Origin of the sequence: Rouxiella badensis, from assembly GCF_002093665.1 — a bacterium.
GTDB lineage: Bacteria > Pseudomonadota > Gammaproteobacteria > Enterobacterales > Enterobacteriaceae > Rouxiella > Rouxiella badensis.
Map to the genome: position 1 here is coordinate 77,212 of NZ_MRWE01000018.1, position 11,947 is coordinate 89,158.

The following is an 11,947-nucleotide window of genomic DNA, read 5'->3' on the forward strand; positions in this document are numbered from 1 at the left end:
CGGTTATTTTGCCTCAGGGAACATCGTATCCCAGTGCAGCCTTGCGTATGCGGAACCACTGCTGGCGGTTAATGTCCAGCGACAATGCCTTCCACGCCGAGGCGATACGCTCAATCTTGCCGCTGCCAAGGATCGGTAACGGACGTGACGGCAGACGCATGATCCAGGCATAGACCACTTGATCAATGGTCTCTGCGCCCGTCTCTTCTGCTACTTTCTGCAGTTCATCCCGCAGCGGTTGATATTGTGGATCATTGAAAAGACCCCCGCCTCCCAGACAAGACCAGGCCATCGGCTTGATCCGCAATTGCTGGCATTGATCCAGCGTGCCGTCGAGGATGGCCGGCTGATGAATCGGCGAAATCTCGACCTGATTGGTCACCAGCGAAAACGGCAGGCGCGATTGCAGCAGGGTAAACTGCGCCGGGGTAAAGTTGGAGACACCAAAATACTTCACCTTGCCGCTCTGATGCAGGGCAGTGAACGCCTCGGCGGTTTCGTCTGCGTTCATCAACGGGTCCGGACGATGAATCAGCAGCAGATCGAGGCTGTCAGTATGTAAATTTTTCAGCGAACGTTCGGCCTGCGCAATAACGTAGGCTTTATCGGTAATGTAATGGCCGATCGGATTACCTGGAGCGGCGGTGGTTGAGATCCCGCATTTGCTCACCAGCTGCAGCTTGTCACGCAGCGAGGGGTTGAGCTTCAGCGCCTCACCAAAGGCGGCCTCGCATTGGTAATTGCCGTAGATATCCGCGTGATCGACGGTGGTTATGCCAAGTTCAACGTGTTGATCGATAAACGCCAGCAGCTGTTGCGGCGTCATGCCCCACTCCATCAAACGCCAATAGCCGCAAATCATTGAGGAAAATTCCGGCCCCTGCGGCGCAATACGCGTGCGTTGTTCCATTGTGTATTCCTTTTCTCATTATGGTCGGCCAAGCATAGCCTGTTTTATGAATTTTTCATTGATTTGAAAGGGGAATTAAAACAGTGAGGGCTGTTCGGGAGCCGGATCGTCAGCGGCCCTGGCAGCGCGTTTTAGCCGCAGGAAGCGCTGGTGGCACAGGCGCAATACGTGGCGCTTTTCGGTATCGTTCATGCTCATCCAGCCAAAACGCTCCTCACGACTGCGAAAACAGCCGCGACAATAGCCGTTGGGCCCGGACTCGCACACGCCGCGGCAGGGACTGGGAATGTCGAAAAACTCGAGCTGCTGAGCCAAAATTACTCCGCGCTAACCGGTGGATGGAGAGAAAACAGGTAAAGATGCTGATATTTTATACCAAAAATCTGCAAAGGTGACATCTCGACGTAGCAAAATGAGCTGTGGAGCAAAGCCTCAGGTTGACCTAGACTGACTGGTCTATTAACGTGAGCCAAGAATGATTCATCATCCCATCTCATTATTGTTTCAGGAGATAGTTACATGACCAAGCTCTTCACGCCCCTGGTAGTCGGGCATAAAACCCTGCCAAATCGCGTATTTATGGCACCGTTAACCCGTCTGCGCAGCATCGAGCCGGGGGATATCCCTACCCCGCTGATGGGCGAATACTACGCCCAGCGCCATAGCTCCGGCCTGATTATCACCGAAGCGACGCAGGTCTCCTTCCAGGCGAAAGGCTATGCCGGTGCACCGGGTCTGCACACGCCGGAACAAACCGCCGCCTGGAAAAAAATTGTTGCCGGTGTGCACGCGAAAGACGGGCACATTGCCGTCCAGCTGTGGCACGTAGGCCGTATTTCGCACACCAGCCTACAGCCAAATCAGCAGCCGCCGGTTGCGCCTTCCGCCATTGCGGCCGGGACCCGTACTAGCCTGCGCGACGAAAACGGCAATGCCGTCCGCGAAGAGTGCTCGACGCCGCGTGCGCTGGAAACCGCTGAAATTCCGGGGATCGTTAACGACTTCCGCCAGGCAGCAGCCAATTCGCGTGAGGCCGGTTTCGACTACATCGAGCTGCACGCGGCGCACGGCTATTTGCTGCACCAGTTCATCTCTCCGGCTTCTAACAAACGCGAAGACCAGTACGGCGGCAGCATTGAAAATCGCGCTCGCCTAACGCTGGAAGTGGTCGATGCCGCCGTTGCTGAAATCGGCGCCGACCGTGTAGGCATTCGCATCTCGCCGCTGGGCCCATTCAACGGTCTGGACAACGGCGAAGATCAGGAGTCAGCAGCGCTCTACCTGCTCGATGAGCTGAACAAGCGTGGTCTTGCGTATCTGCATATCTCGGAACCCGACTGGGCCGGCGGCAAGCCTTATACCGAGTCGTTCCGCAAAGCGATTCGCGAGCACTATAAAGGTGTCATCGTGGGTGCCGGTGCATATACCGCCGAGAAAGCCGAAGAGCTTATTGCGAAGGGCTACATCGACGCCGTAGCGTTTGGCCGCAGCTATATCGCCAACCCGGATCTGGTTGAGCGTCTGAAAAACCATGCTCCGCTCAACGAGCCGAAGCCAGAAACCTTCTACGGCGGCGGCGCACAAGGCTACACCGACTATCCTACGCTGTAAGTTGCCTCAAAACAGTCTCTAAGCCCGCCAGTGCTTAGAGACTGCTCAGTCGGGATGTCTCTTAAAGACAAAGCGATAGCATTGAGTTAGTCTAGTATTCAATATGTTTTAACTGGCAATCAGAGGAAATTATGCGTTTACTTCACACCATGATCCGCGTTGGCGACATGCAGCGCTCAATCAAGTTTTATACTGAAGTACTGGGCATGAAAGTGCTGCGTACCAGTCAGAATAAAGAATACAAATACGATTTGGCGTTTGTCGGTTATGAAGACGAAAGCGAAGGGGCGGTCATCGAACTGACCTATAACTATGGCGTAGAGAGCTACGACCACGGCACCGCATTCGGCCATCTGGCGCTGGGCGTTGACGACGTTGCGCAAACCTGTGAAGACATTCGCAAAGCAGGCGGCAAAGTGGTGCGTGAAGCAGGCCCGGTTAAAGGTGGTACCACGGTCATCGCCTTCGTTGAAGATCCAGACGGCTACAAAATCGAGCTCATTGAATCTAAACATGCAGGTCAGGGACTGGGTAACTAATCCCGTCTCACCGGTAACTTAAAGGGCGCAATCGAGGCGCCCTTTCTTGCTTTTTATTCTCTCCTCCTGCATCTGGCCTGAAAATTTGCCATAATGCGCGCTGAATTCGTTTAAAGATAAGATACCAATGGCTGACAAAAGTGACATTAACGCCCTGAAAGGTCGTTTCCGCGGGTTTTATCCTGTGGTAATTGATGTAGAAACCGCCGGGTTTAATGCCCAGACCGACGCCCTGCTTGAAATCGCCGCCGTGACGCTGAAAATGGACGAAGACGGCTGGCTGCAAAACGATGAAACGCTGCATTTTCACGTTGAGCCTTTCGAAGGATCGATTTTGCATCCTGAGGCACTGGCATTTAACGGTATCGACCCGACTAACCCTCTGCGTGGCGCAGTTAGCGAATACGACGCGCTACACGCCATTTTCAAGGCAATCCGTAAGGGGATGAAGGAGCAGGACTGCAATCGCGCGATTATCGTTGCGCACAATGCCAATTTCGACCACAGCTTCTTGATGGCCGCCGCCGAGCGCGCGGGCCTGAAACGTAATCCGTTCCACCCTTTTGCCACCTTCGACACGGCAGCGTTGAGCGGCCTGGTGCTTGGACAAACTGTGCTGGCCAAAGCCTGCATCAGCGCGGGTATCGTTTTCGACAGTTCTCAGGCGCACTCGGCGCTTTATGACACCGAGCAAACCGCTGCGTTGTTTTGCGAGCTGGTAAACCGCTGGAAACGCCTCGGTGGCTGGCCGTTGCCTATTGCTGAAGAAGAGAGCGTTGAAGAGAAATAAATTCTTCTCGTTAAGATAAATAGTAAGACATAAAAAAAGAGCGGCTACGATAGCCGCTCTTTTTATTTCAAGAGTCGAAGCCGATTATTCTGGCTGCTCTTCCTGAGATTTATATTTCTCAGCCGTTTCTTTGATCAGCTGCTGCAGTTCGCCACGCTGATACATTTCGATAACGATATCGCAGCCGCCGACCAGCTCACCGTCAACCCACAGCTGTGGGAAGGTCGGCCAGTTGGCGAATTTTGGCATTTCTGCACGGATATCCGGGTTTTGCAGGATATCGACGTAAGCGAAACGCTCGCCGCAGGCAGACAGCGCCTGAACGGCCTGAGCAGAGAAACCGCAGCTTGGCAGCTTTGGAGAGCCTTTCATATAAAGAAGAATCGGGTTCTCGGAAATCTGCTGTTGAATTTTTTCAATAGTAGTGGTCATTTTCTTGCTTCCTCAAGCCATTAATTGGCTGTCACGGTCATTACTTAAATCGGAAAAAACCTGATCAACTGTCTGCCATTGTAACGAGAGCAGCCCTCGGATAAAAACGCCATTTTTTGTGAGGTCTTTAGCGCACAAAAAGGCCTTTAATTGATGCATCCCTGTAATGTCGGTGATAGTATCCCTGATTGTCAAAACAGTGCAAAAATAAAGATTCATATAGAATAACATTTTTATTCTGTGACTTTAACCCAAACGATCCCAAAGGGATCTTTTAGGTAACGTGAGTTTAACCCTCTGAATCCTGGTTATTTTTTCGGCGCTGTAGCTCATATTTTGCCCAGAAAAAAAGTTATTAACTTTTACTCACAATATGAATTAGAATCGAAGCAATTCGTGCTGTTTTGTCTCCCGCTTTTCGGGAATACTGGGACATCTTTTGATGTTTAACTTCGGCCTAATATTGGTAGCGACGCCATGCGTTTAATGTTTACGCTTTTTGTGCTGCTGTTTACCCAGCTCTTTTTGAATTTGGCGAATGCTTCGCCAAGTCATCGCGTCTCCGCCAAACAGGCCGAAACGCACGTAAGCCAGGCAAAGCCTGATGAGCGACGAAAGCGAAAGGTCGTCGCGAGAAGCAATAGAAAGACCAAGACTGTTCCGGTGAAAGAACAATCGAAAGCCAAAGAACACAGCAGGACGAAAGAGAAAGTGCACGGGAAGGCGAAAGTCGAGCACAAGCATCCTACCAGCACTAAACTCGTCAGGCACAAGGCCGAGAAGCCAACCGCTTCCAGGCTCGCAAGACACAAGGCAGAGAACTCGAAGAAAGAGATAAACTCGATTAGCCGTTCTCTGGCTGCTACCACTAACGTGGTCTGTGCGAAAGAAGGCAAAAAAGCCTACGGACGACACCGAAAGCATAAAACAAAAGAAGATACCTGCACCCCGTTAACGCTGAGTGCAGCGCACAAGAAAAAGTATTTGCATGCTAAAGAAACCGCGATGAACAAGCTGATGCACCAGGTCGGCAAACCTTATCGCTGGGGTGGAACCTCCCCGAATACTGGTTTCGACTGTAGTGGCCTGGTTTATTACGCGTACAAAGATTTAATGCGTATTAAAATGCCTCGCACCGCCAATGAGATGTACCATTTGCGCGATGCGGCCCCGGTTCCACGCGGTGAGCTTGAGTCTGGTGATTTAGTGTTCTTTAGAATTACTAAACGCGGCGCGGCGGACCACGTAGGTGTTTATCTCGGCAACGGTAAGTTTATTCAGTCACCGCGCTCTGGAGAAGACATCAAAATTAGTTATCTGGCAGATAACTACTGGCAAGACCACTACGTTGGTGCTCGCCGGGTCATGACGCCGAAAACGATTCGTTAAATAATGATTTCTCGCTTAACACCTGTGAATAGCATTTAACGAATGGTTTAAGCCTACCCCCTCTCCAGCGGGCGGTAAAATAGAAAAGGGCGATTTCTTTGATAAGAAATCGCCCTTTTTCGTTTCTGCCTGACGGCAAAAGATCAGTGCATGACGGCGGTAAAGCTGAATGCCACGATCGTCACCAGTGCGCACACCACGGTTATCAATGAGTATTTCAGATTGGTATCCACATAGACTCCTTGCCGGATAGAAGATTAAAAACCCTATATTTTATAAGCCTAAATATTTTGCGCGCTTTGCGTAAAAACGTCTACCGATCGTGCACCGATTTGCGCAACTTATCGCGAAAGCGCAAATTTGGCTTTCCCTTTCTTGAGATATAAGAGAAAATTAGCGGTTACCACGCTGTGTGCCCGGTCGGCGTTGTCCGACGCATCTTTCAGGATTCCTGAAACCACCCAACGAATTAACTGCTTAAAATGATTTATGCAGTTGAATGCACGCAGGCAAACGATTAACAAAAAACTAACGTGCTGAAAAGGGTTAGTTCAGGAGTGATTTTTACATGGCCACGATTAAAGATGTCGCTAAGCGCGCTGGTGTTTCGACTACAACGGTGTCGCACGTCATCAATAAAACCCGTTTCGTCGCCGAAGAAACTAAAGCTGCGGTTCGCGCAGCCATTAAAGATTTGCACTATTCCCCGAGCGCCGTCGCACGTAGCCTGAAGGTGAATAACACCAAGTCCATCGGCCTGCTGGCCACCTCGAGTGAGGCGCCCTACTTCGCCGAAGTCATTGAAGCCGTTGAGAACAGCTGCTTCGCGAAGGGCTACACGCTTATCCTGTGTAACTCGCACAATAATCTGGAAAAGCAGAAAGCCTATCTGGCAATGCTTGCGCAAAAGCGCGTCGACGGCCTGCTGGTGATGTGCGCCGAGTATCCGGCCGAGCTGCTTGCCATGCTCGAGGAGTACCGTTCAATCCCGATGGTGGTGATGGACTGGGGCGAAGCGCAGAACGACTTTACCGACTCGATTATTGATAACGCCTTCGAGGGCGGATATCTGGCGGGTCGTTACCTGGTTGAACGCGGGCATCGCGACATTGGCGCCATTCCCGGTCAGCTGAACCGCAACACCGGCGGCGGTCGCTATCGCGGTTTCCTGAAAGCGATGAATGAAGCCAATATTGCCGTGCGTGATGAATGGGTGGTTCAGGGCGATTTCGAACCTGAATCAGGCTATCAGGCAATGCAAAAGATCCTCAACCAGAAGCAGCGACCGACGGCAGTGTTCTGCGGCGGTGACGTGATGGCGATGGGCGCGATTTGCGCAGCCGACGAAATGGGCCTGCGCGTTCCTCAGGATATTTCGGTCATTGGTTATGACAACGTGCGCAACGCGCGCTACTTCTCTCCAGCACTCACCACGGTACACCAGCCGAAAGAGCGCCTGGGCGAGATGGCCTTTACCATGTTGCTCGACCGCATTATTAGCAAGCGCGAAGTGCAGCAGACCATCGAGGTGAAACCCAAGCTGGTTGAACGCCGCTCCGTGGCCGACGGTCCTTTCCGCGACTATCGTCGTTAATTCTCGCTTTTCTGCGCTCCTCTCACGCCTGCCTTCGCGGGCGTGAGGCTATCTCAGCCATTCTTGATTCAGCGTTTCACTGTCCCCGAGATACTCCAACAACCAGTCTAGCGCCGGGGAATGATTTCGCTGGTCCCACGTCAGACAACACGGGCTTTCCGGAAACACGTTGGCAAGATTAAGCACTGCCAACCTTTGTTGCGCAATCCACGGCGCTACCCTATGTACCGGCAGCATGCCAACGCAGAGCCCTTCACAAAGGCAATCAATGGCGCAGGTCCAGTCCGGCACGACCAGACGACGCTGGTTGTCCAGCGTCCAGGTGTCGCGTTTGGGCAAATTTCTGGAGGTATCCTCTATACACAGCGCCGGATAAGGCCTCAGCGCATCATCGTCCAACGCCCTATTTTGTGCTGCCAGCGGATGCGTGGCGCTGACCACACAGTGCCAGGGTAAAGTCCCCATGTCCCTAAAGCTGAAACGCCCGCCGACCGGCACCGCGCTGGTGGCACCGATGGCGACGTCTGCACGGTCATCGGCCAGCGCGTCCCAAACGCCGTTGAACACCTCTCCTTGAATCAATAACTCGGTGTCGGGGAAAGCGCGATAAAAATCGACCACCAGCTGCCGTATGCGATCGGGTTTTACTATTCGGTCGACCGCCACACGTAGCTGCCCGCTCCAGCCGTTGGCGACCTGCTGACACTGGCGACGCGTGGATAGCATTTTTTTGATAAGCACTCGGGCTTCATCAACGAAAAGGCGACCTGCGGGCGTCAATTCTACGTCGCGATGTCGGCGTTCAAACAGGGGGACCGCCAGCCATTCTTCGAGCTGTCGAATCTGATAGCTAATCGCTGACGGAACGCGATTAAGCTCAAGCGCTGCGGCAGTGAAGCTGCCGTTTCGCGCGACAGCGTCGACGACTTCGAGTGAATATTCAGACCACATAGGCACCGCCTTTTGTCGGGATGATCATTGCAACTCTCTGCTTTCAAATATTTTAATCACATGGTGCAAATATTAACGTTTCACAATCCGCAAGCCAAGCGGATACACTGCGCCACTGGCTTCACCCTACGAAATATTTAACTGCTTTTTTGAATTATAAGAGAACATCATGAAACCCTCATTTGGCTTTTTACTCTATCTGGCCGGGCTGAGCATGCTCGGATTTCTGGCGACCGACATGTATCTCCCGGCCTTTGGCAGCATGCAGGAGAGTCTGGATACCTCGGCCAGCGGAATAAGCGCTAGCCTGAGTATCTTCCTGGCTGGCTTCGCCGTGGCGCAGCTGTTCTGGGGTCCCCTTTCCGACCGCTTTGGCCGTAAACCTATTTTATTAACCGGACTGTCGCTGTTCGCCGTAGGCTGTCTGGGCATGATCTGGGTGCAAAACACCGAGCTGCTCCTGGCGCTGCGCTTTGTTCAGGCTATTGGGGTTTGTGCCGCGGCGGTAAGCTGGCAGGCGCTGGTGGTTGACCGCTATGCGTCTGACGTAGCGAAACGCACCTTTGCCAGCATCATGCCGTTGGTAGCACTTTCTCCTGCCCTCGCCCCATTAGTCGGCGCATGGGTACTGAATCATTTCAACTGGCGAGTCATCTTTGCCCTGCTGCTGGTGATAAGCGCCCTGCTGCTGTTCTTCACGCTGACGCTGAAAGAAACGAAAAAGTCTGTTGCCGAAAAAGCGCAGGCAAAAAGCGGTGTCACCGAGATGCTCAGCTCTCCGGTTTATAGCGGTAACGTACTGATTTACAGCGCCAGTTCGGCCGGCTTTTTTGCCTGGCTGACCGGTTCCCCCTTTATTCTAAGTGAAATGGGCTACGGACCTTCTGCGATTGGTTTGAGCTATGTCCCTCAAACTATTGCATTTTTATTAGGGGGTTACGGCTGTAGGATGATTATCAATAAAATTGATGGGGTTCGTCTGCTGCCCTGGCTTTTATTAGGCTATGCTATTAGCGTTATATCGCTTTATCTGGTTGCGACGTTAACTCAGGCTACGCTGGTAAGTTTGTTAGTGCCGTTCTGTTTAATGGCGCTGGTAAACGGTGCCTGTTATCCCATTGTCGTAGCAAATGCATTAATGCCATTTCCTGCTAATACAGGAAAGGCTGCCGCGTTGCAGAATACATTACAGTTAGGACTTTGCTTTTTAAGTAGCATGATGGTGTCGGCATTTATATCCCAGCCATTATTCTCGACGGTGACCGTTATGCTTACGACGGTGGTGCTGGTGGGAATGGGATACTTTATTTTGACGTGTTCAGCGAATAAGCAGAAGTCTGGACATCCAGAAGCAAAGCATGCTAATTAGTTAATATAATACCGTTATGTTACAATAACTTGAAGAATATGTTCGCCTGTTGCGATTTACAGTTGAGAATGCGCGCAGGCGAGCTTATACTCAATTCAACATAAGAAAATAACACTTTTACAAAACTTTTATCACAAGTAACTTTTGTGCGCGCGAATCGCGTCACATTTATTAGTGCAAGGATGATTCACCGCGGCGTATTACGCCTGGTGTCCTTCGTATTTTCCCTCTGTTCATAGTCATATATCAGACAAGGCGGAATATCCGTCTGTTCTCATAAGACCTGCCAATAGCCGTTGCTTTTTAAGCAGGTTAATAAGTCAGAAGAGAAAGTGATGGAGAAGCTATGAGTTCATCGTGTGTAGAAGACCTGAGTATTCAAGATAATCAGTGGTACCGAATCGCGAGCGAAATGTTATCAATGGCTGGCATTGAGGTTAATGGAACACGCCCTTTTGACATTACGGTAAAAAATCCCGATTTTTTTAAGCGCGTACTTCAGGAAGGTTCACTGGGTCTCGGCGAAAGTTATATGGACGGCTGGTGGGAATGTGAAAGATTAGACATGTTCTTCCATCGCGTCGTTGCCGCAGGGCTCGAGAACAAACTCCCGCATCATCTTAAAGATACACTGCGTATCGCAGCAGCAAGGCTGACCAACCTGCAGTCCAGAAAACGCGCCTGGATCGTAGGTAAAGAGCATTACGACCTGGGTAACGATCTGTTCAGTAAAATGCTTGACCCTTATATGCAATACTCCTGTGCCTACTGGAAAGATGCGACCACGCTTGAACAGGCACAAGAAGCCAAACTGAAAATGATCTGTGAGAAACTGCAGCTTCAGCCGGGGCAACGACTGCTTGATATTGGCTGTGGTTGGGGAGGTTTGGCGGAATATGCAGCCCGAAATTACGGCGTCAGTGTTTTCGGCGTGACTATTTCTTCTGAACAGCAAAAAATGGCCCAGCAACGCTGCGAAGGTCTTGATGTCACCATCCTGCTGCAGGATTACCGCGATCTCAACGATCAGTTCGATCGCATTGTTTCCGTCGGCATGTTTGAACACGTCGGGCCTAAAAATTACCAGACCTATTTCGACGTGGTAAAACGCAACATCAAACCTGACGGTCTTTTCTTGCTGCACACCATCGGATCGAATAAAACCGATCTGAATGTCGATCCCTGGATCGATAAATATATCTTCCCGAACGGCTGCCTGCCTTCCGTTAAACACATTGCACAGACCACTGAAGGCCTGTTTGTGATGGAAGACTGGCACAACATTGGCGCAGATTATGATAGAACGTTGATGGCCTGGTTTGAGCGTTTCGTTCACGAATGGCCAAGTTTTGCAGAGAACTATTCAACGCGTTTCTATCGTATGTTCAGCTATTATCTGAACGCTTGCGCTGGGGCATTCCGCGCTCGCGACATTCAGCTGTGGCAGGTTGTTCTCAGCCCTAACGGCGTTGAAGGCGGCATTCGCGTTCCACGTTGATATGCTTCACATAATAAAAAAGCCGGCGGCAAGTGATTGCTTCCGGCTTTTTTACTTTTTGCATCTTAAAGAGGGCAATTATTCTTTGTCGTGTTCCTGGTGTTCGATTTCAGCCAGGGCGGCCGCAGCGGCCTGTGCAGCTTCGCGACTTGCCAGCACACGTTCGACGGTGTCGACGATGGCCTGAGTCTGCGGGTCGATTTCGATATTAATTTTGTCACCCAGGCGTTTGGCACCCAGCGTGGTGCGCTCGAGCGTTTCGGGGATCAGATGTACGCAAAAACGGGTTGGCGTGACTTCACCGACGGTCAGACTGATGCCGTCAATACCAATGTAGCCTTTGTGCAGAATGTATTTCATATATTCTGCATGCGGCATACGGAACCAGATCTGGCGATTGTTTTCAGAGGTGAGGATTTTCTGGACTTCGGCAGTGCAGACAATATGGCCAGACATCAAGTGGCCGCCAATTTCGTCATTAAAGCTGGCCGCACGCTCCAGATTGACCTCATCGCCTTCTTTAAGCTCGCCGAGGTTGGTCAGACGCAGCGTTTCCTTGATCAGGTCAAAGCTCACTAAATCCCCTTCAACCTTGGTCACCGTCAGACAGCATCCGTTGTGAGCCACCGATGCGCCAAGCGCCAGATTTGGCAGCATCGCCTCGGGCAGTCTGACCACGTGGGTTCTGAAGTTAGGTTTTTCATCGATAGACACTACAGTGCCTTTGCCTTGCACAATTCCGGTAAACATTAGGCGCGCCTCGTTAATTCAACGTTTATTACCACTTATATTACTTTTTTTGCCATGGCGCGTCACGAAAGCCCAATTAAAATCGGGAATAAAAGCACATCTCACCCATACTCG

At 51.3% G+C, this 11,947-nt stretch carries 13 protein-coding genes; 7 read left to right on the top strand and 6 right to left on the bottom strand.

Going from position 1 to position 11,947, the window contains the following annotated elements:
* Positions 1-13: 13 nt before the first annotated feature.
* Together BS640_RS12335 and BS640_RS12340 are read right to left on the bottom strand one after the other, a co-directional pair.
* Positions 14-910, bottom strand: coding sequence for an aldo/keto reductase (locus BS640_RS12335; protein WP_017492937.1), 897 nt, complete (start codon positions 908-910; stop codon positions 14-16).
* 75 nt (positions 911-985) lie between these two features.
* The gene (locus BS640_RS12340) at positions 986-1,225 is read right to left on the bottom strand and encodes a DUF1289 domain-containing protein (RefSeq protein WP_084912657.1); all 240 of its coding nucleotides are present in this window, start codon (positions 1,223-1,225) and stop codon (positions 986-988) included.
* Between the two features lie 204 nt (positions 1,226-1,429).
* On the opposite strand from BS640_RS12340, the gene nemA reads away from it, so the two are divergent.
* The 3 genes from nemA (at position 1,430) to rnt (ending at position 3,850) form a co-directional block, all read left to right on the top strand.
* The gene (nemA, locus tag BS640_RS12345; RefSeq protein ID WP_017492935.1) at positions 1,430-2,521 is read left to right on the top strand and encodes an alkene reductase; all 1,092 of its coding nucleotides are present in this window, start codon (positions 1,430-1,432) and stop codon (positions 2,519-2,521) included.
* A 131-nt stretch (positions 2,522-2,652) separates the two neighbouring features.
* Complete coding sequence (gene gloA / locus BS640_RS12350) at positions 2,653-3,060, top strand: lactoylglutathione lyase (protein WP_017492934.1); 408 nt, start codon at positions 2,653-2,655, stop codon at positions 3,058-3,060.
* A 127-nt stretch (positions 3,061-3,187) separates the two neighbouring features.
* The gene (gene rnt / locus BS640_RS12355; RefSeq protein ID WP_084912658.1) at positions 3,188-3,850 is read left to right on the top strand and encodes a ribonuclease T; all 663 of its coding nucleotides are present in this window, start codon (positions 3,188-3,190) and stop codon (positions 3,848-3,850) included.
* Between the two features lie 84 nt (positions 3,851-3,934).
* Here the strand turns inward: rnt and BS640_RS12360 are convergent, their stop codons facing one another.
* Positions 3,935-4,282 (bottom strand): Grx4 family monothiol glutaredoxin, encoded by a 348-nt coding sequence (locus BS640_RS12360; RefSeq protein WP_017493909.1) that lies wholly within the window; start codon positions 4,280-4,282, stop codon positions 3,935-3,937.
* A gap of 477 nt (positions 4,283-4,759) precedes the next feature.
* On the opposite strand from BS640_RS12360, the gene BS640_RS12370 reads away from it, so the two are divergent.
* On the top strand, positions 4,760-5,671 hold the full coding sequence (locus tag BS640_RS12370; RefSeq protein ID WP_026110797.1) for a C40 family peptidase: 912 nt from the start codon (positions 4,760-4,762) through the stop codon (positions 5,669-5,671).
* Positions 5,672-5,814: 143 nt separating this feature from the next.
* Here the strand turns inward: BS640_RS12370 and cydH are convergent, their stop codons facing one another.
* Entirely contained in the window at positions 5,815-5,904 is a 90-nt protein-coding gene (gene cydH / locus BS640_RS21930) for a cytochrome bd-I oxidase subunit CydH (RefSeq protein WP_017493912.1), read from the bottom strand.
* Between the two features lie 335 nt (positions 5,905-6,239).
* Between cydH and purR the strand changes: the two genes are divergently transcribed.
* A complete protein-coding gene (purR, locus tag BS640_RS12375) occupies positions 6,240-7,265 on the top strand; it encodes an HTH-type transcriptional repressor PurR (protein WP_017493913.1) in 1,026 nt (341 codons plus the stop codon).
* 48 nt (positions 7,266-7,313) lie between these two features.
* Here purR and punR read toward each other — a convergent pair whose 3' ends face one another.
* A complete protein-coding gene (punR, locus tag BS640_RS12380; protein WP_017493914.1) occupies positions 7,314-8,216 on the bottom strand; it encodes a DNA-binding transcriptional activator PunR in 903 nt (300 codons plus the stop codon).
* A gap of 169 nt (positions 8,217-8,385) precedes the next feature.
* Here punR and punC point away from each other — a divergent pair, with 169 nt between their 5' ends.
* Positions 8,386-9,585 carry a purine nucleoside transporter PunC gene (punC, locus tag BS640_RS12385; protein WP_084912659.1) on the top strand — a complete coding sequence of 400 codons (1,200 nt, stop codon included), beginning with the start codon at positions 8,386-8,388 and terminating at the stop codon, positions 9,583-9,585.
* 346 nt (positions 9,586-9,931) lie between these two features.
* Positions 9,932-11,083, top strand: coding sequence for a cyclopropane fatty acyl phospholipid synthase (cfa, locus tag BS640_RS12390; protein ID WP_017493916.1), 1,152 nt, complete (start codon positions 9,932-9,934; stop codon positions 11,081-11,083).
* Positions 11,084-11,161: 78 nt separating this feature from the next.
* On the opposite strand, the gene BS640_RS12395 is transcribed toward cfa, so the two are convergent.
* The gene (locus BS640_RS12395) at positions 11,162-11,833 is read right to left on the bottom strand and encodes a riboflavin synthase (protein ID WP_017493917.1); all 672 of its coding nucleotides are present in this window, start codon (positions 11,831-11,833) and stop codon (positions 11,162-11,164) included.
* Between the last annotated feature and the right edge of the window lie 114 nt (positions 11,834-11,947).